Origin of the sequence: Leclercia sp. GLN_9, from assembly GCF_043105735.1 — a bacterium.
In the GTDB taxonomy this organism is placed as follows: domain Bacteria; phylum Pseudomonadota; class Gammaproteobacteria; order Enterobacterales; family Enterobacteriaceae; genus Enterobacter; species Enterobacter adecarboxylatus.
Map to the genome: position 1 here is coordinate 151,923 of NZ_JBICLV010000017.1, position 21,954 is coordinate 173,876.

Annotated in this window: 18 protein-coding genes and 1 pseudogene; 18 read left to right on the plus strand and 1 reads right to left on the minus strand. The window is 55.9% G+C overall.

Annotated elements, in window-relative coordinates:
* The first annotated feature begins 128 nt into the window (after positions 1 to 128).
* The 3 genes from udk to asmA all read left to right on the plus strand — a co-directional run bounded on the left by udk (position 129) and on the right by asmA (position 3,327).
* Complete coding sequence (gene udk, locus ACF8PE_RS11320; RefSeq protein ID WP_032612454.1) at positions 129 to 770, plus strand: uridine kinase; 642 nt, start codon at positions 129 to 131, stop codon at positions 768 to 770.
* A 91-nt stretch (positions 771 to 861) separates the two neighbouring features.
* Positions 862 to 1,443 (plus strand): dCTP deaminase, encoded by a 582-nt coding sequence (dcd, locus tag ACF8PE_RS11325; RefSeq protein WP_032612452.1) that lies wholly within the window; start codon positions 862 to 864, stop codon positions 1,441 to 1,443.
* Positions 1,444 to 1,470: 27 nt separating this feature from the next.
* On the plus strand, positions 1,471 to 3,327 hold the full coding sequence (gene asmA, locus ACF8PE_RS11330) for an outer membrane assembly protein AsmA (RefSeq protein ID WP_270734908.1): 1,857 nt from the start codon (positions 1,471 to 1,473) through the stop codon (positions 3,325 to 3,327).
* A gap of 653 nt (positions 3,328 to 3,980) precedes the next feature.
* Here the strand turns inward: asmA and ACF8PE_RS11335 are convergent.
* The gene (locus ACF8PE_RS11335; protein WP_032612415.1) at positions 3,981 to 5,564 is read right to left on the minus strand and encodes a TerC family protein; all 1,584 of its coding nucleotides are present in this window, start codon (positions 5,562 to 5,564) and stop codon (positions 3,981 to 3,983) included.
* A 693-nt stretch (positions 5,565 to 6,257) separates the two neighbouring features.
* Here ACF8PE_RS11335 and ACF8PE_RS11340 point away from each other — a divergent pair.
* From ACF8PE_RS11340 to cpsG, 15 genes and pseudogenes are all read left to right on the plus strand, one after another.
* Positions 6,258 to 7,394, plus strand: coding sequence for a polysaccharide export protein (locus ACF8PE_RS11340; RefSeq protein ID WP_032612413.1), 1,137 nt, complete (start codon positions 6,258 to 6,260; stop codon positions 7,392 to 7,394).
* A gap of 5 nt (positions 7,395 to 7,399) precedes the next feature.
* Positions 7,400 to 7,843 carry a low molecular weight protein-tyrosine-phosphatase Wzb gene (gene wzb / locus ACF8PE_RS11345; protein ID WP_032612411.1) on the plus strand — a complete coding sequence of 148 codons (444 nt, stop codon included), beginning with the start codon at positions 7,400 to 7,402 and terminating at the stop codon, positions 7,841 to 7,843.
* Positions 7,844 to 7,845: 2 nt separating this feature from the next.
* Positions 7,846 to 10,008, plus strand: a complete 2,163-nt coding sequence (wzc, locus tag ACF8PE_RS11350; protein WP_103792143.1) for a tyrosine-protein kinase Wzc — start codon at positions 7,846 to 7,848, stop codon at positions 10,006 to 10,008.
* A gap of 20 nt (positions 10,009 to 10,028) precedes the next feature.
* Positions 10,029 to 10,868 carry a colanic acid biosynthesis glycosyltransferase WcaA gene (gene wcaA, locus ACF8PE_RS11355; protein WP_032612407.1) on the plus strand — a complete coding sequence of 280 codons (840 nt, stop codon included), beginning with the start codon at positions 10,029 to 10,031 and terminating at the stop codon, positions 10,866 to 10,868.
* Positions 10,869 to 10,870: 2 nt separating this feature from the next.
* The gene (gene wcaB / locus ACF8PE_RS11360) at positions 10,871 to 11,359 is read left to right on the plus strand and encodes a colanic acid biosynthesis acetyltransferase WcaB (RefSeq protein WP_103792230.1); all 489 of its coding nucleotides are present in this window, start codon (positions 10,871 to 10,873) and stop codon (positions 11,357 to 11,359) included.
* The gene (wcaC, locus tag ACF8PE_RS11365; RefSeq protein WP_392494865.1) at positions 11,356 to 12,573 is read left to right on the plus strand and encodes a colanic acid biosynthesis glycosyltransferase WcaC; all 1,218 of its coding nucleotides are present in this window, start codon (positions 11,356 to 11,358) and stop codon (positions 12,571 to 12,573) included. Before wcaB ends, wcaC begins: the two co-directional genes overlap by 4 nt.
* The gene (wcaD, locus tag ACF8PE_RS11370) at positions 12,548 to 13,768 is read left to right on the plus strand and encodes a colanic acid polymerase WcaD (protein WP_032612400.1); all 1,221 of its coding nucleotides are present in this window, start codon (positions 12,548 to 12,550) and stop codon (positions 13,766 to 13,768) included. The genes wcaC and wcaD overlap by 26 nt, the downstream gene beginning before the upstream one ends.
* Before the next feature lie 11 nt (positions 13,769 to 13,779).
* Positions 13,780 to 14,526 (plus strand): colanic acid biosynthesis glycosyltransferase WcaE, encoded by a 747-nt coding sequence (gene wcaE, locus ACF8PE_RS11375; protein WP_077226512.1) that lies wholly within the window; start codon positions 13,780 to 13,782, stop codon positions 14,524 to 14,526.
* Between the two features lie 15 nt (positions 14,527 to 14,541).
* Positions 14,542 to 15,090 (plus strand): colanic acid biosynthesis acetyltransferase WcaF, encoded by a 549-nt coding sequence (gene wcaF, locus ACF8PE_RS11380; RefSeq protein WP_392494866.1) that lies wholly within the window; start codon positions 14,542 to 14,544, stop codon positions 15,088 to 15,090.
* A 27-nt stretch (positions 15,091 to 15,117) separates the two neighbouring features.
* Positions 15,118 to 16,239 (plus strand): GDP-mannose 4,6-dehydratase, encoded by a 1,122-nt coding sequence (gene gmd, locus ACF8PE_RS11385; RefSeq protein ID WP_032612394.1) that lies wholly within the window; start codon positions 15,118 to 15,120, stop codon positions 16,237 to 16,239.
* A gap of 2 nt (positions 16,240 to 16,241) precedes the next feature.
* Positions 16,242 to 17,207 (plus strand): GDP-L-fucose synthase family protein, encoded by a 966-nt coding sequence (locus ACF8PE_RS11390; RefSeq protein WP_392494867.1) that lies wholly within the window; start codon positions 16,242 to 16,244, stop codon positions 17,205 to 17,207.
* 2 nt (positions 17,208 to 17,209) lie between these two features.
* Positions 17,210 to 17,683, plus strand: a pseudogene (locus tag ACF8PE_RS11395) (GDP-mannose mannosyl hydrolase); the annotation flags it as partial.
* Positions 17,684 to 17,808: 125 nt separating this feature from the next.
* A complete protein-coding gene (gene wcaI, locus ACF8PE_RS11400) occupies positions 17,809 to 19,032 on the plus strand; it encodes a colanic acid biosynthesis fucosyltransferase WcaI (protein WP_392494868.1) in 1,224 nt (407 codons plus the stop codon).
* A gap of 3 nt (positions 19,033 to 19,035) precedes the next feature.
* Positions 19,036 to 20,472, plus strand: coding sequence for a mannose-1-phosphate guanyltransferase (cpsB, locus tag ACF8PE_RS11405; RefSeq protein WP_130588527.1), 1,437 nt, complete (start codon positions 19,036 to 19,038; stop codon positions 20,470 to 20,472).
* Positions 20,473 to 20,581: 109 nt separating this feature from the next.
* Positions 20,582 to 21,952: a colanic acid biosynthesis phosphomannomutase CpsG gene (gene cpsG, locus ACF8PE_RS11410; protein ID WP_032612385.1), complete on the plus strand. Its 1,371-nt coding sequence runs from the start codon at positions 20,582 to 20,584 to the stop codon at positions 21,950 to 21,952.
* Positions 21,953 to 21,954: the final 2 nt, after the last annotated feature.

Genomic DNA, 21,954 nt, shown 5'->3' on the forward strand with positions numbered 1-21,954 from the left:
CTTTGAACGCGTCTCGCATAACATTTCTATTCGACTGGTATCAGGCCCGTTAAATCCCTATAATTGCCGCGTTTGACGCTCAGGCGTCGTCCTTCCTTACATCCAGGTTACTCAGGTCGCAAAAATTTATGACTGATAAGTCTCATCAGTGCGTCATTATAGGCATCGCCGGCGCATCGGCTTCAGGTAAAAGTCTCATTGCCAGTACGCTTTACCGTGAATTACGTGAACAGGTCGGTGATGAGCACATCGGTGTCATTCCAGAAGACAGTTACTACAAAGATCAAAGCCATCTGTCGATGGAAGAACGTGTTAAGACCAATTACGACCATCCGAGCGCGATGGATCACAGCCTGTTATTCCAACACCTCCAGGCCCTGAAGAACGGCACCGCCATTGAGCTGCCGGTGTATAGCTATGTTGAACATACCCGTCTGCAGGAAACCGTTCGCATTGCTCCGAAGAAGGTCATCATCCTCGAAGGGATCCTGTTGCTGACCGACGCCCGTCTGCGTGAATCGATGAATTTCTCGATTTTTGTCGATACGCCGCTGGATATCTGCCTGATGCGCCGCATCAAACGCGACGTGAACGAACGTGGCCGCTCCATGGATTCGGTGATGGCGCAGTACCAGAAAACGGTACGCCCAATGTTCCTGCAGTTCATTGAGCCTTCCAAACAGTATGCCGATATCATCGTGCCGCGCGGGGGCAAAAACCGCATTGCCATTGATATTCTGAAAGCGAAAATTAGCCAGTTTTTTGAATAACACACGCGAATTGTGTACCGTTCAAAGATAATCGGGTTCACCCTCCGGCTTTATTGGCCTGAGGGTGCGATGCACGAAAGGAGAAAGTGGCATGCGTCTTTGTGACCGAGATATTGAAGCCTGGCTGGACGAAGGCCGTCTGACCATCACCCCGCGCCCGCCCGTTGAGCGGATTAACGGCGTTACTGTCGATGTGCGTCTGGGTAATAAGTTTCGTACCTTTAGCGGTCATACCGCGCCATTTATCGACCTGAGCGGGCCGAAAGATGAAGTCAGCGCGGCGCTCGATCGGGTGATGAGCGATGAGATCGTGCTGGCCGACGGCGAAGCGTTTTACCTGCACCCGGGTGAACTGGCGCTGGCGGTCACGTTTGAGTCGATTACGCTGCCTGCGGATCTGGTGGGCTGGCTCGACGGGCGCTCCTCTCTGGCGCGTCTGGGGCTGATGGTGCACGTGACCGCGCACCGTATCGATCCAGGCTGGTCCGGGCGAATCGTTCTGGAGTTTTTCAACGCGGGTAAACTGCCGCTGGCGCTGCGCCCGGGTATGATGATCGGCGCGTTGAGTTTTGAGCCGTTAACCGGCCCGGCGGCACGTCCGTATAACGCCCGTCAGGACGCAAAATATCGCGACCAGCAGGGTGCGGTCGCGAGCCGTATTGATAAAGATTGAGCTTAAATCCGGTCCATTGAGGAAGCCATGAGAAGAGTTCTTACAACGCTGATGATTTTGCTGGTGGTGCTGGTTGCGGGCCTGTCAGCGTTGGTTCTGCTGGTCAATCCCAATGACTTTCGCACCTACATGGTGCGTCAGGTCGAGGCTCGTAGCGGTTACACGCTGAAGCTGGAGGGGCCACTGCGCTGGCACGTCTGGCCGCAGCTCAGCATCCTGTCCGGGCGCATGTCGCTTACCGCACCGGGGGCTTCTGTGCCGCTGGTTGCCGCCGACAATATGCGCCTTGACGTGGCGCTGATGCCGCTGTTTTCACATCAGCTGCAGGTTAATCAGGTGATGCTCAAAGGGGCTGTCATCCAGCTGACCCCGCAGTCAGAAGCGGTGCGTAACGCCGATGCGCCGGTCGCCCCGCGTGAAAACACCCTCCCGGACAAAGCGGAAGATACCGGCTGGTCATTCGATATTGGTCGCCTGAAGGTGGCTGACAGCCTGCTGGTGTTCCAGCACGAGGGTGATGAGCAGGTCACGGTACGCAATATCAACCTGCAGATGGAGCAGGATGAACATCACAAAGGTAAGATCGACTTTAGCGGCCGCGTTAACCGCAATCAGCGCGATCTGACCCTCTCCCTCGCCGCACAGGTGAATGCCTCTGACTATCCGCACCTGTTGAGCGCCGACATCCAGCAGCTGAGCTGGCAACTGACCGGCGTCGATCTGCCTTCTCAGGGCATTAGCGGGCAGGGCACCCTGCAGGCGCAGTGGCGTGAAGAGCAGAAACAGCTCGAACTCAAACAACTTAATTTACAGGCCAATGACAGCACGCTGACCGGCCAGGCTAGCGTGATCCTTGGCAGCGAACCGCAGTGGAACATGAATCTGCAGTTCGACAAGCTTAATCTGGAAAACCTGCTCCCGGCACAGGCCGCCCCAGCCGCCAGGGGCGAGGTGGTGCAGCAGCAGGGGCAAGCCCAGGCTAAACCCCAGCGGCCAGTGATCGCCTCCAGTCTGGAGCAGCCCGATTACAACGGCCTGCGCGGATTTAGCGCCGATATTCTGCTGAAAGCCAACAGCGTACACTGGCGGGGTATGGACTTCACCCAGGTCACCAGCCAGATGACCAACAAAAATGGCCTTCTGACCATCGCTGAGCTGAGCGGTAAGATGGGGGAGGGGCATCTCTCCTTACCCGGCACGCTCGATGTACGTAAAGCTGTCGCCCGGTCCTCTTTCCAGCCGCGTCTGGACAACATTGAGATCGGCACCATTCTGAAGGCCTTTAACTACCCGATTTCGCTGACCGGCAGCCTGACCATGGCAGGTGATTTCTCCGGCAGCAAGATTGATGCCGACGCCTTCCGTCAGTACTGGCGGGGCCAGGCCCATCTGGAAATGCGTAACACCCGCATGGAAGGGCTTAACTTCCAGCAGCTGGTGCAGCAGGCGGTAGAGCGCAGCAGCAACGTGAAGGTGAAAGAGAACGTTGATAACGCGACCCGACTGGATAGCTTTGTCACCGACCTGAGCCTCGACGAGGGCCAGGTGACGCTGGATGATATGCAGGGCGCATCACCGATGCTGATGCTTGAAGGGAACGGCACGTTGGATCTGATCAAAGAAACGGCTGATACCCGCTTCAAAATCCGCGTGCTGGAGGGCTGGCTCGGTGAAAGCCGACTGATCGATTTCCTGAAAACGACGCCGATCCCGCTTAACGTCTACGGTAACTGGCAGGCGCTGAACTACAGCCTGCAGGTGGATCAACTGCTGCGTAAACATCTTCAGGACGAAGCGAAACGTCGTCTGAGCGGTTGGGCGGATAAGAATAAAGATTCGCAAAACGGTAAAGATGTGAAGAAGTTGCTGGAAAAGCTTCAGTAGTATTTCCCCTCACCCCGCCCTCTCCCCATAGGGGAGAGGGAGAAAAGCCGATCGCGTTCGGTCTATAAGACCGCCCCAGACTGTTCCTTCTCCCCCCAGGGGAAAGGGAGAAAAGCCGATCGCATTCAGTCTATAAGACCGCACCGGACTATTCCTTCCCTCCCAGGGGAAAGGGGGAAAAGTCGATCGCGTTCAGTCTATAAGACCGCACCAGACTGTTCCTTTCCCTCCAGGGGAAAGGGAGAAAAGCCGATCGCGTTCAGTCTATAAGACCGCACCAAACTGTTCCTTCCCTCTAGCGGAGAGGGAGAAAAGAGGATCGCGTTCAGTCTATAAGACCGCACCAGGCTGTTTCTTCTCTCCCAGGGGAGAGGGAGAAAAGCCGATCGCGTTCAGTCTATAAGACCGCCCCAGGCTGTTCCCTCTCCCCCATGAGGAGAGAGCGCTCAGTCTATAAGCCCCCCCAGACTGTTCCTTCTTCCCCAAGGAAGAGGAAGAAATGAAAATAGAGTTCAGTCTATAAGACCGTCCCGGACTGTTCCTTCCCCCCCAGTGGAGAGAAAGAAATGAAGATAGAGTTCGGTTTATAAGACCGCACCAGACTGTCCCCTCTCCCCTTGGGGGAGAGGGTTAGGGTGAGGGGCGAAGTTCCATCACACCTCGTAATCCACATCATCCTGCGACATCAGCGGAATCAACTGCACCTTCTGCACCCGGTGGTTTTCTACCTCCAGGGTTTTCAGCGCATAATCCCCGACCTGTACCTCTTCGCCCGGCTGCGGGATCCGTTGCAGGTACTCCATCAACAGCCCGGCAATGGTGTGATATTCGCGCTTATCGTCCAGCGGTAGCGGAACATATTGCACAAGATCTTCCAGCGGCATATGGCCGTTGGCGGTCCAGCTGCCGTCGGCATTCTTCTGAATATCGTGCCGGGCGTCGATCTCTTCCACCTCGTTCGGCAGGTTACCGGCGATGGTCTCCATCACGTCGCTGAGCGTCACGATCCCCTCCACAGAACCAAACTCATCCACCACAAAGGCAAAATGGGTACGCGCATTGCGGAACTGTTCCAGCGCCTGCAACAGCGGTAGCACTTCCGGGAACACCAGCGGCTGGCGGATCAGCACCCGCAGGTTGAGCGGCTCGCCGCGTAGCTGCTGATTGAGCAGGTCGATAACGTGCACCACGCCCAGCAACTCCTCCTCCTGCTCGCCGCCGGTGACCACGATGCGGGTGTGCTGGTTTTTATCCAGCAGCGCACGGATGGTGCTCTCCGGTGTGTTCAGGTCGATATGTTCAATATCGTGGCGCGAGGTCATGATGCTGCTGACGGAACGCTGGTTAAGATGCAGCACCCGCTCAATCATCCGTCGCTCCTGCGGGGCAAAGATCGGGCTGTCGTCGTGGTCAGCAAGCAGCGAGGCGGCCTGCGCATCCAGTTCGGCATCCTCCTTTTTACCGCTCAGCAGGCGAATAACCGTGTCGGCGGTGCGCTGGCGCAGCGTTTGGTTGGCGGAGAGGAAACGGCGGCGGTTAAAAATCGCCAGCTGGTTCAGGGCCTCGATAATGACCGAGAAGCCAATCGCGGCGTAGAGATACCCTTTTGGAATATGGAAGCCAAAACCGTCTGCCACCAGACTGAAGCCGATCATCAGCAGGAAGCTCAGGCATAAAATGACAATCGTCGGGTGGTCATTAACAAAGCGTGTGAGTGCCTTGCTGGCCATGACCATAAGCGCGATGGCGATAATCACCGCGGCCATCATCACACCCAGGTGATCGACCATCCCCACGGCGGTAATGACCGAATCCAGTGAGAAGACGGCGTCCAGCACCACGATTTGTGCCACCACGGCCCAGAATTTGGCGCCGCGCCTCTGGGTGGGGTTCTCGCTATCCTTGCCTTCCAGCCTTTCGTTGAGTTCCACGGTGGCTTTGAAAATCAGGAAGAAGCCACCAAACAGCATGATCAGGTCGCGGGCGCTGAAGCCAAAACCGTGGACGGTAAACAGCGGGCGGGTGAGCGTCACCAGCCAGGAGATAGAGGCCAACAGCAGCAGGCGCATCACCATCGCCATTAACAGGCCGGTAATGCGGGCGCGGTCGCGCTGAGCTGGGGGCAATTTTTCGGCGAGAATAGCAATAAAGACCAGGTTGTCGATACCGAGCACAAGTTCCAGCACCACAAGGGTGACCAGCCCGGCCCATATTGATGGATCTGCTATCCATTCCATAGTGTGCGTAATACCTTTCGTTATATGACAATTGTCACATTTCGATCATGGATACTTCGCCTGAAAAATGCAATGCCAGCCGGGCATTTATCTGCATAGATTTTCCTGAATCCGCCGGAAATAAACCTTGCACATAGTGGGTTAATATTGCGATTAGTCTGGATTAACGAAAAATAAGAAATATCGCAGGCTAATGATTGTTGTTTAATAAAGTCAATATAAAGCTATTCCTAAAAACGCAGAAATGTCGGCGTTAATACTAATCTTAAAAGCCACGCCTTCGTTGATGTTTCCTTGCCTGCTATTCCGTTAGCTGCAACAATTCTTTCAGCATTAAATGGCGCTGTCTTTTTGATGCTATTTCTGTGTCGGTTTAATGACGTGAAAAACTTATATCGGGTTCGGAATTATCCTGCCTTTTATATTTTACGTTATGCAACATCAAAAGAGGGTGTTTACTCATAACTTACTGTTTAAACAGTAGATTGGTAACTGAAAGCCAAGGGCGGTAGCGTGCCTGAAAGCGTGTTAATCAGCCTCGATTATTCTGTCAATAGTCTGAATGCAAATAAGCCTCTTTTAGGACTGATGCCAGTTATATTTCACTTTTAATGACTGCATGCTAAAAGTAATACGCCTCCGCGCTTATTTAAATGCACAGGATAATTACTCTTCCATAGTGATAAATAATCAATGATGAAATCCAAAATGAAATTGATGCCATTATTGGTGTCTGTGACCTTGATGAGTGGTTGTACGGTCTTTCCCGGCAGCAATATGTCATCATCGGGCAAGGATGTGATTAAACAGCAGGATGCTGATTTTGATATCAACCGCATGGTGAATGTTTATCCAATGACCCCGCAGCTGGTTGAACAATTACGCCCTCGCCCGGTTGTAGCGCGACCTAACGACAGCCTCGACCAGGAGATCGCCAACTACCAGTACCGCGTGGGGCCTGGGGATGTCATCAACGTCACCGTCTGGGATCACCCGGAGCTGACCACCCCGGCGGGGCAGTATCGTAGCTCCAGCGATACCGGCAACTGGGTTCAGGCAGATGGCACCATGTTTTATCCCTATGTCGGCAAAATCCGTGTTGTCGGTAAAACGCTTTCCCAGATCCGTAGTGATATTACCGGCCGTTTAGCGCAGTACATCGCTGACCCGCAGGTGGACGTTAATATCGCCGCATTCCGTTCGCAGAAAGTCTATGTCTCCGGCCAGGTCAATAAATCCGGCCAGCAGCCAATCACCAACGTGCCGCTGACGGTGCTTGACGCCATCAACGCCGCGGGCGGGCTGACCGATGGCGCCGACTGGCGCAATGCGGTGCTGACCCATAAAGGCAAAGAGGAGCGTATCTCCCTGCAGGCGCTGATGCAGAACGGCGATCTGAGCCAGAACCGTCTGCTCTATCCGAGTGACATCCTGTATGTTCCGCGTAATGACGATCTGAAAGTGTTCGTGATGGGTGAAGTGAAGAAACAGAGCACCCTCAAGATGGACTTCAGCGGTATGACCCTGACCGAAGCGCTGGGCAACGCAGAAGGGCTGGATATGAGCACCTCCGACGCCAGCGGTATCTTCGTGATCCGTCCGATTACAGGAAACAGTGCGAAGGGCAAGATTGCCAACGTCTACCAGCTGGATATGTCTGATGCCACTTCGCTGGTGATGGCAACCGGCTTCCGCCTCCAGCCGTATGACGTGGTGTACGTCACCACCGCGCCGATAACGCGCTGGAACCGTGTGATGAACCAGCTGATGCCGACCATCAACAATATCCATACCATGACCGACACGGTACATCAGTACCACAACTGGTGATAACGATGTTTAACAAAATTCTGGTGGTTTGTGTGGGGAACATCTGCCGTTCCCCTACCGCTGAGCGGCTTTTGAAGCAGTACCAGCCACAGCTGACCGTCGCGTCAGCCGGGCTGGGCGCGCTGGTGGGTAAAGGGGCCGATGCACGGGCAAGTCAGGTTGCGGCAGAGCATCAGCTTTCGCTCGACGGGCATTGCGCCCGTCAGGTGTCAGCCAGCCTGTGCCGCGACTATGACCTGATCCTGGCCATGGAAAAACGCCACATCCACGCCCTGTGCGATATCGCACCGGAGATGCGTGGCAAGGTGATGTTGTTTGGACACTGGGATAACGAGCGTGAGATCCCCGATCCGTATCGCAAAAGTCATGAAGCGTTTGAGGCGGTTTACACCTTACTCGACCAGTCTGCCCGCCAGTGGGCACAGGCACTGAACGTTCAGCAGGGATAATAATGACAGCAAACGTAAAACCTTCTTCCACCCCGAGTGCGGGCAGTGATGAAATTGATATTGGTCGCCTGATCGGCACCGTGGTAGAGGCGCGCTGGTGGGTGCTGGGTATCACCGCAGTGTTTGCCGTGGCGGCAGTGATTTACACCCTCTTCGCCACCCCAATCTACAGCGCCGACGCGCTGGTGCAAATTGAGCAGAATAGCGGCAGTTCTCTGGTGCAGGACATCGGTTCGGCGCTGGCGAACAAGCCGCCCGCCTCGCAGGCGGAAATCGAGTTGATCCAGTCCCGCCTGGTGCTGGGTAAAACCGTGGACGATCTCGATCTCGACATCGGCGTCAGCAAAAACACCTTCCCGGTGTTTGGCGCGGGCTGGGATCGGTTGATGGGCCGGCAAAACGACACCGTAAAAGTAACCACCTTTACGCTGCCCGCCGGGGGGGCCAGCCAGGTCTTTACCCTCGAGGTGCTGGATAAAAACCAGTATCAGCTCACCAGCGACGCCGGGTTTAGCGCCCGCGGCAAGGTGGGGGAGATGCTGGAGAAAGACGGCGTGAGCATGATGGTCAGCGACATTCGTGCCCAGCCCGGCAGCGAGTTCACCGTCAGCAAATTCTCGATGCTGGGGATGATTAACAACCTGCAGGGCAACCTGACGGTCACCGAAACCGGGAAAGATACCGGCGTGCTGAGTCTGACCTTTACCGGGGAAGATAAGGACAAGATCCGCGACATTCTCAACAGCATTACCCGCAACTACCAGGCGCAGAACGTGAAGCGCAAGTCGGAAGAGGCGTCCAAAAGTCTCGAGTTCCTGGCGAAACAGCTCCCGGAAGTGCGCGGTCATCTGGACGAAGCCGAGAACAAGCTCAACGCCTTCCGTCAGGATAAAGATTCTGTCGATCTGCCGCTTGAGGCGAAGTCGGTGCTGGATTCGATGGTCAATATCGATGCCCAGCTTAACGAGCTGACCTTTAAAGAGGCGGAAATTTCCAAGCTCTACACCAAACGCCACCCTGCCTACCGCACGCTGCTGGAAAAACGCCAGACGCTGGAAGAGGAAAAAGCCAAGCTCAATGGCCGCGTCACCGCGATGCCAAAAACCCAGCAGGAGATCCTGCGTCTGACCCGCGACGTGGAGTCTGGTCAGCAGGTCTATATGCAGCTGTTGAACAAACAGCAGGAGCTGAAGATCACCGAAGCGAGCACCGTTGGCGACGTGCGGATTGTCGATCCGGCCATCACCCAGCCTGGCGTGCTGAAGCCGAAGAAGGCACTGATTATTCTCGGCAGCATTATTCTTGGCCTGATGCTCTCTATCGTTGGTGTGCTGCTGCGCTCCCTGTTTAACCGGGGAATCGAAAGCCCGCAGGTGCTGGAAGAGCACGGCATCAACGTCTACGCCAGCATCCCGCTGTCGGAATGGCAGAAGTCGCGTGACAGCGTCAAAACCACCAACGGGGTTAAACGCTACAAACAGAGCCAGCTGCTGGCCGTGGGCAACCCAACGGATCTGGCCATCGAAGCCATTCGCAGCCTGCGCACCAGCCTGCACTTCGCCATGATGCAGGCCAGCAACAACGTTCTGATGCTCACCGGGGTCAGCCCGTCCATCGGTAAAACCTTCGTCTGCGCCAACCTGGCGGCGGTGGTCAGCCAGACCAACAAGCGCGTCCTGCTGATCGACTGCGACATGCGTAAGGGCTACACCCACGAGCTGCTGGGCACCAATAACGTGAACGGTCTGTCGGATATCCTGCTGGGCAAGGGCGATATCAACCAGTGCGCGAAACCGACCTCCGTCCCTAACTTTGACCTGGTCTCGCGTGGTCAGGTGCCACCGAACCCGTCAGAACTGCTGATGAGCGAGCGATTCACCCAACTGGTGAAATGGGCCAGCGAGAATTATGACCTGGTGCTGATCGATACCCCGCCAATCCTGGCCGTCACCGATGCGGCGATTGTCGGTCGCCACGCGGGCACCACCCTGATGGTGGCGCGTTATGCGGTGAACACCCTGAAAGAGGTGGAAACCAGCCTCAGCCGCTTCGAGCAGAACGGCATTCCGGTGAAAGGGGTGATCCTCAACTCCATCTTCCGTCGCGCTACCGGGTATCAGGATTACGGGTATTACGAGTACGAATACAAGTCGGACAGTAAGTAATGAGCCATTCGGGGAATACCATGACAACACGCCCATTGATTTCTATTTATATGCCGACATGGAACCGTCAGCAGTTGGCGATCCGTGCGATAAAGTCGGTATTGCGCCAGGACTATGACCACTGGGAGCTGATCATCGTTGATGACTGCTCCTCCTCCTGGGAACAACTGCAGCAGTTTGTCACCGACCTCAACGATCCGCGGGTGGTCTACACCCACAATGCCATCAACTCAGGCGCCTGTGCGGTACGTAACCAGGCGATCATGCAGGCTAACGGCCAGTACCTGACCGGCATTGACGACGATGATGAGTGGACGCCGAACCGGCTCTCGACCTTCCTGGCGCACCAGCATCATCTGGTCACCCATGCGTTTCTGTATGCCAACGACTACGTCTGTGAGGGGGAGGTCTACTCCCAGCCCGCCAGTCTGCCGCTCTATCCGAAATCGCCTTACTCGCGCCACCTGTTCTACAAACGCAATATCATCGGTAATCAGGTCTTTACCTGGGCATGGCGCTTCAAGGAGTGCCTGTTCGATACCGAACTGAAGGCCGCCCAGGACTACGACATCTTCCTGCGAATGGTGGTGGAGTACGGCGAGCCGTGGAAGGTGGACGAGGCGACGCAGATCCTGCACATCAATCACGGCGAGATGCAGATCACCTCGTCGCCGAAAAAGTTCTCCGGTTACTTCCACTTCTACCGCAAGCACCGGGACAAGTTCGATCGCGCCAGCCGCAAATATCAGCTGTTTACCCTGTATCAGATCCGCAATAAGCGCATGAACTGGCGCACGCTGCTGACGCTGATCTCGGTGCGTAACGGCAAGCGTCTGGCTGATGGGCTGCGGGGGAAATAATGGTGCTGGAAGATTGTCGCGCAAACAGCTGGAGCCTGCGCCCTTGCTGCATGGTGCTGGCCTATCGGGTGGCCCATTTTTGCTCCGTCTGGCGTAAAAAGAACGTCCTCAACAACCTGTGGGCCGCGCCGGTGCTGGTGCTCTACCGCATCATCACCGAGTGCTTCTTCGGCTACGAAATCCAGGCCGCGGCCACCATCGGGCGCCGCTTTACCATTCATCACGGTTATGCCGTGGTAATCAATAAGTTCGTGGTGGCCGGGGATGATTTTACCATTCGTCACGGCGTGACCCTCGGCAACCGCGGCCCGGACAGCCTGGCCTGCCCGGTGATTGGCAATAACGTTGAGCTGGGTGCCAACGTGGTAATGATTGGTGATATCACCGTGGGCAATAACGTCACCATCGGGGCCGGGAGCGTGGTGCTCGACAGCATCCCCGACAACGCGCTGGTGGTGGGCGAAAAGGCCCGGGTGAAGGTGATTAAATGAATATTCTGCAATTTAACGTACGCCTCGCCGAGGGCGGGGCGGCAGGGGTGGCGCTGGATCTGCACCAGCGCGCGCTGGAAAAAGGCCTTCAGTCGCGCTTTATCTACGGTTACGGCAAGGGCGGCAAGAAAAGCGTCAGCCACGATCGCTACCCGCAGGTGGTGAAGCACACCCCGCGGCTGACCTCAGTGGCGAACATCGCGCTGTTCCGCCTGTTTAACCGCGATCTGTTCGGCAACCTTAATAGCCTGTATCGCACCGTGACCCGCACGTCTGGCCCGGTGGTGTTGCATTTCCACGTCCTGCACAGCTACTGGTTGAAGCTGGAAGAAGTGGTGGCCTTCTGTGAAAAGGTGAAGGCGCATAAACCGGATACCACGTTCGTCTGGACGCTGCACGATCACTGGAGCGTGACCGGCCGCTGCGCCTTTACTGACGGCTGCGAAGGCTGGAAAAACCACTGCCAGAAGTGCCCGACCCTCGGCAACTATCCCCCGGTGAAGGTGGATCGCGCCCACCAGCTGGTGGACGGAAAGCGCCAGCTGTTCCGCGACATGCTGGCGCTCGGCTGCCAGTTTATCTCTCCCAGCCAGCATGTGGCTGAGGCCTTTAACAGCCTGTATGGGGCAGGGCGCTGCCGGATTATCAACAACGGTATTGATGTGGCGACGGAAGCCATTCTGGCGGAACTGACGCCGGTCGCGGTGACGCCAGGCAAACCGAAAATCGCAGTGGTGGCGCACGACCTGCGCTACGACGGCAAAACCAACCAGCAGCTGGTGCGTCAGATCATGGCGCTCGGCGATAAAGTGGAACTGCACACCTTCGGTAAGTTCTCGCCGTTCGACGGTGCGAACGTGATTAACCACGGTTTCGAAACCGACAAGCGCAAGCTGATGAGCGCCCTGAACGGTATGGATGCGCTGGTGTTCAGCTCCCGCGTGGATAACTATCCGCTGATTTTGTGCGAAGCGCTCTCCATCGGGGTGCCAGTGATTGCGACCAATAGCGATGCTGCCCGGGAAGTGCTGGAGAAATCCGGCGGCAGGACGTTCAGTGAAAACGAGGTGCTGCCGCTGGTGCAGCTGTCGAAGGCGGAGATCGCCCAGGCTGTTTTTGGCACCGACCTGGAATCGTTCCGCACCCGCAGCCGCCAGGCCTACAGTGGACAACAGATGCTGGAGGAGTATGTCTCGTTCTATCAGAATCTGTAGCTATCTGCTGCTGCCGCTGATCTACCTGCTGGTCAATGTCAAAATTGCCCAGCTGGGTGAAAGCTTCCCCATCACCATCGTGACCTTTTTACCGGTGCTGCTGTTGCTCTTCGTCGAGAAGATTAGCGTTAAGAAGCTGTTGATTGCGCTGGGGCTGGGGGCCGGGCTGACCCTCTTTAACTACATCTTTGGTCAATCGCTGGACGCCAGCAAATATGTCACCTCCACCATGCTGTTTGTCTATATCGTGATCATTATCGGCATGGTGTGGAGTATTCGCTTTAAAACCATCTCGCCGCACAATTATCGGAAGATCCTCAGGTTCTTTTATCTTGTCATTGGCATCATTGTGATTTTAGCCGCAATGGAGATGGCGCAAATTATTTTGACGGGCGGCAGTAGCCTGATGGAAATAATTTCGAAATATCTTATTTACAGTAATAGCTATGTACTGAATTTCATTAAATTTGGCGGCAAGCGTACTACCGCCCTCTATTTCGAACCGGCATTCTTTGCTCTGGCGTTAATCTCAATTTGGCTCAGCATCAAACAGTTTGGTATCAAAACGCCCAAGAGCGATGCTATGATTCTTGCAGGAATCGTTCTGTCAGGCTCGTTCTCCGGGGTAATGACCTTTATCCTGTTTTACCTTCTGGAGTGGGCATTTCAGTATCTGAATAAAGAGGCAATCAAGAAAAAGTTACCCTTGGCGATCATTTCGCTGTCGGTGTTTTTGGTCGGGGTGGTATTCGCCTTCCCGTATATTTCCGAACGTCTGGGTGATTTGGGTACCGAAGGGTCGTCATCCTATTACCGTATTATCGGTCCGCTGGTGATGGTGGGGTACTCTTTAACCCATATTGATGGCGTAGTCAGATTTGGCTCACTTTATGAATATGTCGCATCATTCGGAATCTTTAACGGTGCGGACGTCGGAAAAACCATAGACAATGGCTTGTATCTGCTGATTATTTATTTCTCATGGTTCGCAGTGTTATTAACGGCGTGGTATCTGTTCAAAGTTTTCAAAATGACGATCAACGCTTTTGGTGATAATCAGAATTTTCGCGTACAGCTTTATCTTTTTACGCCGGTGTCGCTGTTTTTTACCGGGTCAATATTTAGCCCGGAATACGCATTCTTAATTGTTTGCCCGTTTATTTTGCGCAAGGCGCTTAATATTACGCGTTCATAACGAGGTGGTTTATGTTACTCAGCGTTATTACTGTTGCCTTCCGTAACCTTGACGGCGTGGTAAAAACCTGGCGTTCGCTGCGCAACCTGGCGCGCGATCCCAGCCTCAGCTTTGAATGGATTGTGGTAGATGGCGGCTCGAACGATGGCACGGCAGAATTTCTTGAAAAACTGAACGGTGAGTTCAACTTACGTTACGTCAGCGAGAAGGATCGCGGTATCTACGATGCCATGAATAAAGGCATCGACATGGCCCAGGGGCGTTACGCTATCTTTCTCAACTCCGGTGATATTTTTCATGAAGACGTGGCGCAGTTTGTGCGCCAGCTCGCCAGAGTGCAGGGTAATGCCATGATCCTTGGCGACGCGTTACTCGATTTTGGTGACGGAAATAAAGTGCGCCGGGCGGCAAAACCGGGCTGGTATATTTATCACAGCCTGCCGGCCAGCCACCAGGCGATTTTCTTCCCCGTAAGTGGATTAAAAACGTACCCGTACGAACTGCAATATCGCGTCTCGTCCGATTACGCCCTGACCGCCAGGATGTATAAAGCCGGTTATCCTTTTAAACGTCTGCCCGGGCTGGTCTCTGAATTCTCGATGGGCGGCGTGTCAACCTCGAATAATCTTGAATTATGCCAGGATGCCAAAAAAGTGCAGCGCGAGATATTGCGTATGCCGGGCGTATTCGCGGAATTGTCTTATTTATTACGTCTGAAAACGACGGGTAAAACGAAAGCCTTATATAACAAAGCCTGAATATAAGGAAACACAATGCAGGAATTAAGCGGCTTCTCTGTGCCTAAAGGATTTCGAGGCGCAGGCGGTATTAAGGTGCAGTTATGGTGGGCGGTGCAGGCAACCTTATTTGCCTGGTCACCACAAATTATGTACCGCTGGCGTGCCTTTTTATTACGGCTGTTCGGCGCAAAAATCGGAAAAAACGCAGTCATTCGTCCGTCGGTAAAAATTACCTTCCCATGGAAATTAACCTTAGGGGATAACGCCTGGGTGGGAGACGATGCGGTGTTATATACGCTGGGTGATATTACGATTGGCGCCAATTCTGTGGTGTCACAAAAGTGTTATTTGTGTACCGGCAGTCACGATTATATGAGTCAACATTTTGATATTGATGCGCAGCCCATCACCCTGGGTGAGAAATGCTGGCTGGCGACCGACGTTTTTGTCGCGCCTGGCGTTTCCATTGGCGATGGCACCGTTGTTGGTGCGCGCAGCAGTGTTTTTAAATCGCTTCCGGCAAATAAGCTTTGCCGTGGCAATCCCGCAGTGGTGATACGCGAACGCGTTGAAACTGAATAACTTCTGATAAGTCTGGAGAAAATAAACATGTCTAAAGTCGCTCTCATCACCGGCGTTACCGGACAGGATGGTTCTTATCTGGCAGAACTTCTGCTGGAAAAAGGCTACGAAGTGCACGGAATCAAACGTCGTGCCTCCTCGTTTAACACCGAGCGCGTGGATCATATCTATCAGGATCCTCATGCCGCTAACCCGAAATTCCACCTGCACTACGGTGACCTGACCGATAGCTCCAACCTGACCCGTATCCTGCAGGAAGTGCAGCCGGATGAGGTCTATAACCTGGGCGCGATGAGCCACGTAGCGGTCTCCTTCGAATCCCCGGAATACACTGCCGACGTGGATGCAATGGGTACCCTGCGTCTGCTGGAAGCTATCCGCTTCCTCGGTCTGGAGAAGAAGACCCGTTTCTACCAGGCATCCACCTCTGAGCTGTATGGCCTGGTGCAGGAAATCCCGCAGAAAGAGACCACGCCGTTCTATCCGCGTTCGCCGTATGCGGTCGCTAAAATGTACGCCTACTGGATCACCGTGAACTACCGCGAGTCCTACGGCATCTACGCGTGCAACGGTATTCTGTTCAACCACGAATCCCCACGCCGCGGCGAAACCTTCGTTACCCGTAAGATCACCCGCGCTATCGCCAACATTGCTCAGGGTCTGGAATCCTGCCTGCACCTCGGCAACATGGACTCCCTGCGTGACTGGGGCCATGCCAAAGACTACGTGAAAATGCAGTGGATGATGCTGCAGCAGGAAAAACCAGAAGACTTCGTTATCGCCACCGGCGTGCAGTACTCCGTGCGTCAGTTCGTTGAGATGGCGGCCGCCCAGCTGGGTATCAAGCTGCGCTTTGAAGGCACCGGCGTAGATGAGAAAGGCATCGTTGTTTCTGTCACCGGCCATGACGCACCGGGCGTGAAACCAGGTGATGTGATTGTCCAGGTTGACCCGCGTTACTTCCGTCCTGCTGAAGTGGAAACCCTGCTGGGCGACCCAAGCAAAGCGCACGAAAAACTGGGCTGGAAGCCGGAAATCACCCTGCAGGAGATGGTGTCCGAGATGGTTGCCCACGATCTTGAAGCGGCGAAGAAACACTCCCTGCTCAAGTCCCATGGCTACGAGGTTGCCATCGCGCTGGAGTCCTGAGTATGAGCAAACAACGAATCTTTGTTGCCGGTCATCGCGGAATGGTGGGTTCCGCGATTGTTCGCCAGCTGGAACAGCGGGGCGACGTCGAGCTGGTGCTGCGCACCCGTGATGAACTGAATCTGCTGGAGCCCGTTGCGGTGCAGGCATTTTTTGCCGACCAGCGCATCGACCAGGTTTATCTGGCGGCGGCAAAAGTGGGCGGCATTGTCGCCAACAACACCTACCCGGCGGATTTCATCTACGAAAACATGATGATCGAGAGCAACATCATTCACGCTGCGCATCTGCATAACGTGAATAAGCTGCTGTTCCTCGGATCCTCCTGTATCTACCCGAAGATGGCGAAACAGCCGATTGCCGAGAGCGAACTGCTGCAGGGTACGCTGGAAGCGACCAACGAGCCGTACGCCATCGCCAAGATTGCCGGGATCAAGCTGTGCGAGTCCTATAACCGCCAGCATGGCCGTGACTATCGCTCGGTGATGCCGACCAACCTGTACGGGCCGAACGATAACTTCCACCCGAGCAACTCCCATGTGATCCCGGCGCTGCTGCGTCGTTTTCACGAGGCAACCGCGAACAACGCACCGGAAGTGGTGGTGTGGGGCAGCGGCACGCCAATGCGTGAATTCCTGCACGTGGATGATATGGCTGCTGCCAGCATTCACGTTATGGAACTGGCCCGCGAGGTGTGGCAGGAAAATACCGAGCCGATGCTGTCGCACATCAACGTCGGTACCGGGGTGGATTGCACCATCCGCGAGCTGGCAGAGACCATCGCTCAGGTGGTTGGGTACAAGGGCCGCGTCGCCTTCGATGCCAGCAAACCGGACGGCACACCGCGCAAGCTGTTGGATGTGACCCGTCTGCATCAGCTGGGCTGGTTCCACGAGGTGAACCTGGCGCAGGGGCTGGCCAGTACCTACCAGTGGTTCCTGGAAAACCAGCAGCGCTTCCGGGGGTAGATATGTTTTTAAGTCAGGAAGATTTTGCCACTGTGGTGCGTTCCACTCCGCTTATCTCCATCGATCTGATTGTGGAGAACGAGCGGGGCGAGTTTCTGCTCGGGCAACGCACCAACCGTCCGGCGCAGGGCTACTGGTTCGTGCCGGGTGGGCGAGTGCAGAAAGACGAGACGCTGGAAAATGCCTTTGCACGTCTGACGCAAGCGGAGCTGGGGCTGCGCCTGCCAATGACGGCGGGGCAGTTCTACGGCGTCTGGCAGCACTTCTATGACGACAACTTTTCCGGCACCGATTTCACCACCCACTACGTGGTGCTCGGATATCGCCTGCAAGTGAATGAGGCAGACCTGCGTCTGCCTGATTCTCAGCATGACGACTATCGCTGGCTCAAGCCGGATGCCCTGCTGGCAAGTGATAACGTGCATGACAACAGCCGGGCCTACTTCCTGGCGGATCGTCAGGCCGGGGTGCCGGGATGTTACACGAAATCATTCAGCCTGAATCAAGGCGGCAAGTCTGGGAATCCCCAGGAGCTTGCTGAAGCAAGTGACTGGGGTGAGCAGACGCAGCCAACGCAGAGTCAGGTTGAAGGATGAAGTGTATGAAAATCCTTGTGTACGGAATTAACTACTCGCCAGAGCTCACCGGTATCGGCAAATACACCGGCGAGATGGTGGAGTGGATGGCCAGCCAGGGGCATGAGGTGCGGGTCATTACGGCCCCGCCTTACTACCCGGAATGGCAGGTAGGTAAGCACTACTCCAGCTGGCGCTACCGCCGCGAAGAGGGGGCGGCCACCGTCTGGCGCTGCCCGCTGTATGTGCCGAAGCAGCCATCGACCTTAAAGCGTTTGATTCACTTGGGCAGCTTTGCCCTGAGCAGTTTCTTCCCGCTGATGGCGCAACGTCGCTGGAAGCCGGATCGCATTATTGGCGTGGTGCCCACCCTGTTTTGCACTCCAGGCATGCGCCTGCTGGGCAAACTCTCTGGCGCCCGCACGCTGTTACACATTCAGGATTATGAAGTGGACGCCATGCTCGGCCTGGGTATGGCGGGCAAAGGCAAGGGCGGCAAAGTCGCCAGACTGGCCAGCGCGTTTGAGCGCAGCGGCCTGCACAACGTCGATTACGTCTCGACTATCTCGCGCTCAATGATGAACAAAGCGCAGGAGAAGGGCGTGGCAGCGGAAAAGGTGATCTTCTTCCCCAACTGGTCGGAAGTGGCGCGTTTTCGCGACGTAGCGCCTGCCGACGTGGCGGCGCTGCGTGCGCAACTGGGTCTGGCCGAGGCACACAAAATCGTTCTTTATTCCGGCAACATCGGTGAGAAGCAAGGGCTGGAGAACGTGATCGATGCCGCTGCTGCGCTCAGCGATAAGCCCTGGCAGTTTGTGATTGTCGGGCAGGGCGGCGGAAAGGCGCGGCTGGAGAAAATGGCCCGCGAGCGCGGCCTGCAGAATATTCAGTTCTTCCCGCTGCAATCTTACGACGCCCTACCGGCGCTGCTGAAAATGGCTGACTGCCATCTGGTGGTGCAAAAGCGCGGCGCGGCGGATGCGGTTCTGCCCTCCAAGCTGACCAATATTCTGGCGGTGGGCGGTAATGCGGTGATCACCGCCGAATCCCACACCGAGCTGGGCCAGCTGTGTACCAGCCTGCCGGGGATCGCCGTATGCGTTGAACCCGAGTCAGTACCCGCGCTGGTGGCCGGGATCGAACAGGCGCTGACGATGCCCAAAGAGAACACGGTAGCCCGTGACTATGCCGAACGCACGATCGAGAAAGAGAACGTGCTGAGCCAGTTTATTGCAGATATTCGGGGATAAATCATGAGTAAAAATACGTTGTACCCGGTGGTGATGGCAGGTGGCTCTGGCAGCCGGTTGTGGCCGCTCTCCCGCGTGCTCTATCCAAAACAGTTCCTCTGCCTGAAAGGGGAACTCACCATGCTGCAGACGACGGTGAACCGTCTTAATGGCGTGATGTGTGAAAGTCCGGTGGTGATCTGTAACGAACAGCACCGTTTCATTGTCGCCGAGCAGCTGCGTCAGCTGAACAAACTGACCGAAAATATCATTCTGGAGCCTGCCGGCCGTAACACCGCCCCGGCCATCGCCCTGGCAGCCCTGGCCGCCCAGCGCAGCAGCCCGGATTGCGATCCGCTGATGCTGGTGCTGGCAGCCGACCACGTGATCCAGCAGGAAGATGCCTTCCGCAACGCCGTGCGTTCAGCCATTCCGTATGCCGAGAGCGGCAAGCTGGTGACCTTCGGCATCGTGCCGGATCTGCCGGAAACCGGCTATGGCTATATTCGCCGTGGCAACGTCACCCCGGGCGAGGGCGAGAGCCTGGCCTTTGACGTGGCGCAGTTTGTCGAAAAACCAAATCTGGAAACCGCGCAGGCCTATGTCGCCAGCGGTGAGTACTACTGGAACAGCGGCATGTTCCTGTTCCGCGCCGGCCGTTATCTGGAAGAGCTGGAGAAATACCGTCCGGACATCCTTAACGCGTGCCAGCAGGCAATGGCGACCGTTGACCCGGATCTGGATTTTATTCGCGTCGATGAAGCGGCGTTCCTCGCCTGCCCGGAAGAGTCGGTGGATTACGCGGTAATGGAGCGTACTGCCGATGCGGTAGTCGTCCCAATGGATGCTGGCTGGAGCGACGTCGGCTCCTGGTCTTCACTGTGGGAGATCAGCGCCCAGACCCCGGAAGGCAACGTCCATCACGGGGACGTGATCAGCCATAAAACCGAGAACAGCTACGTCTATGCCGAATCCGGGCTGGTGACCACCGTCGGGGTGAAGGATCTGGTGGTGGTACAGACCAAAGACGCGGTGCTGATTGCCGATCGCAACGCGGTGCAGGACGTTAAAAAAGTGGTGGAACAGATTAAGGCCGATGGCCGCCATGAGCACCACATTCACCGTGAAGTTTATCGCCCGTGGGGCAAATACGACTCTATCGACGAGGGCGATCGCTACCAGGTCAAACGCATCACCGTTAAACCGGGCGAGGGGCTGTCGGTGCAGATGCATCATCACCGTGCCGAGCACTGGGTGGTGGTAGCGGGCACGGCCAAAGTGACCATCGACGACGTGGTGACGCTGCTGGGTGAAAACGAATCGATCTACATCCCGCTGGGGGCGACCCACTGCCTGGAAAACCCGGGAAAAATCCCGCTCGATCTGATTGAAGTGCGCTCCGGCTCGTACCTGGAAGAGGACGATATTGTCCGCTTTGAGGACAGGTACGGCAGGGTTTAGCACTCACGCATTTTGCCCGGTGGCGCTGCGCTTACCGGGCCTATGAAAACAAAAAATTTAATTGGCCCTGTCCGGGTCGGGCCAACTGTTGCCTGAATAAGGGGTAATGATGCAAAAATTAACCTGTTTTAAAGCCTACGATATTCGCGGCAAGCTCGGTGAAGAGCTGAATGAGGACATTGCCTGGCGCATTGGCCGTGCGTACGGCGAATATTTAAAGCCGAAAACCATTGTGCTGGGCGGCGACGTGCGTCTGACCAGCGAATCCCTGAAACTGGCGCTGGCAAAAGGGTTACAGGATGCGGGCGTCGACGTGCTGGATATCGGTTTATCCGGCACCGAAGAGATCTACTTTGCCACCTTCCATTTAGGTGTCGATGGCGGGATCGAAGTGACCGCCAGCCATAACCCAATGGACTACAACGGCATGAAGCTGGTGCGCGAGGGCGCCCGCCCAATCAGTGGCGATACCGGCCTGCGCGACGTTCAGCGTCTGGCGGAAGCCAACGATTTCCCGCCGGTGAACGAAGCCAAACGCGGCAGCTATAAAAAAATCGACCTGCGTGACGCCTATATCGACCACCTGCTGGGCTACATCAACCTGGCGAACCTCAAGCCGCTGAAGCTGGTTATCAACTCCGGCAACGGTGCGGCTGGTCCGGTAGTCGATGCCCTTGAAGCCCGCTTTAAAGCGCTTAACGTGCCGGTGACCTTCGTTAAAGTCCATAACACGCCGGACGGTACTTTCCCGAATGGCATTCCTAATCCGCTGCTGCCGGAGTGCCGCGCCGATACCCGCAACGCCGTGATTGAGCATGGCGCAGACATGGGCATTGCCTTTGACGGCGATTTCGACCGCTGCTTCCTGTTCGATGAAAAAGGGCAGTTTATCGAGGGCTATTACATTGTCGGCCTGCTGGCAGAAGCCTTCCTCGAGAAAAACCCTGGCTCGCGCATCATTCACGACCCGCGTCTCTCCTGGAACACGGTGGATGTGGTCGCTGCGGCGGGCGGTACGCCGGTGATGTCGAAAACCGGGCATGCGTTTATCAAAGAGCGGATGCGCGAAGAAGATGCCATTTACGGCGGCGAGATGAGTGCTCATCACTACTTCCGTGATTTTGCCTACTGCGACAGCGGGATGATCCCGTGGCTGCTGGTTACCGAACTGCTGTGCCTGAAGGGACAGTCGTTGGGCGAGCTGGTCCGCGACCGCATGGCGGCGTTCCCGGCGAGCGGAGAGATCAACAGCACCCTCGCCGCGCCTGCCGAGGCGATTGCCCGCGTGGAGAACCACTTTGCCCTGCACGCGCTGGAAATTGACCGCACCGACGGCATCAGCATGACCTTCCCCCAGTGGCGCTTCAATTTACGTTCGTCAAACACCGAGCCGGTGGTGCGCCTGAACGTGGAATCCCGCGCCGATGCGGCGCTGATGGCAGCGCGAACGCAGGACATTATGGCGCTGTTGAATCAGTAATC

Bases quoted from the DNA above. Each gene is read 5' to 3' on its own strand.
- udk (WP_032612454.1), top strand. From the start codon at position 129: ATGACTGATAAGTCTCATCAGTGCGTCATTATAGGCATCGCCGGCGCA.
- dcd (WP_032612452.1), top strand. From the start codon at position 862: ATGCGTCTTTGTGACCGAGATATTGAAGCCTGGCTGGACGAAGGCCGT.
- asmA (WP_270734908.1), top strand. From the start codon at position 1,471: ATGAGAAGAGTTCTTACAACGCTGATGATTTTGCTGGTGGTGCTGGTT.
- ACF8PE_RS11335 (WP_032612415.1), bottom strand. From the start codon at position 5,564: ATGGAATGGATAGCAGATCCATCAATATGGGCCGGGCTGGTCACCCTT.
- ACF8PE_RS11340 (WP_032612413.1), top strand. From the start codon at position 6,258: ATGATGAAATCCAAAATGAAATTGATGCCATTATTGGTGTCTGTGACC.
- wzb (WP_032612411.1), top strand. From the start codon at position 7,400: ATGTTTAACAAAATTCTGGTGGTTTGTGTGGGGAACATCTGCCGTTCC.
- wzc (WP_103792143.1), top strand. From the start codon at position 7,846: ATGACAGCAAACGTAAAACCTTCTTCCACCCCGAGTGCGGGCAGTGAT.
- wcaA (WP_032612407.1), top strand. From the start codon at position 10,029: ATGACAACACGCCCATTGATTTCTATTTATATGCCGACATGGAACCGT.
- wcaC (WP_392494865.1), top strand. From the start codon at position 11,356: ATGAATATTCTGCAATTTAACGTACGCCTCGCCGAGGGCGGGGCGGCA.
- wcaD (WP_032612400.1), top strand. From the start codon at position 12,548: ATGTCTCGTTCTATCAGAATCTGTAGCTATCTGCTGCTGCCGCTGATC.
- wcaE (WP_077226512.1), top strand. From the start codon at position 13,780: ATGTTACTCAGCGTTATTACTGTTGCCTTCCGTAACCTTGACGGCGTG.
- wcaF (WP_392494866.1), top strand. From the start codon at position 14,542: ATGCAGGAATTAAGCGGCTTCTCTGTGCCTAAAGGATTTCGAGGCGCA.
- gmd (WP_032612394.1), top strand. From the start codon at position 15,118: ATGTCTAAAGTCGCTCTCATCACCGGCGTTACCGGACAGGATGGTTCT.
- ACF8PE_RS11390 (WP_392494867.1), top strand. From the start codon at position 16,242: ATGAGCAAACAACGAATCTTTGTTGCCGGTCATCGCGGAATGGTGGGT.
- wcaI (WP_392494868.1), top strand. From the start codon at position 17,809: ATGAAAATCCTTGTGTACGGAATTAACTACTCGCCAGAGCTCACCGGT.
- cpsB (WP_130588527.1), top strand. From the start codon at position 19,036: ATGAGTAAAAATACGTTGTACCCGGTGGTGATGGCAGGTGGCTCTGGC.
- cpsG (WP_032612385.1), top strand. From the start codon at position 20,582: ATGCAAAAATTAACCTGTTTTAAAGCCTACGATATTCGCGGCAAGCTC.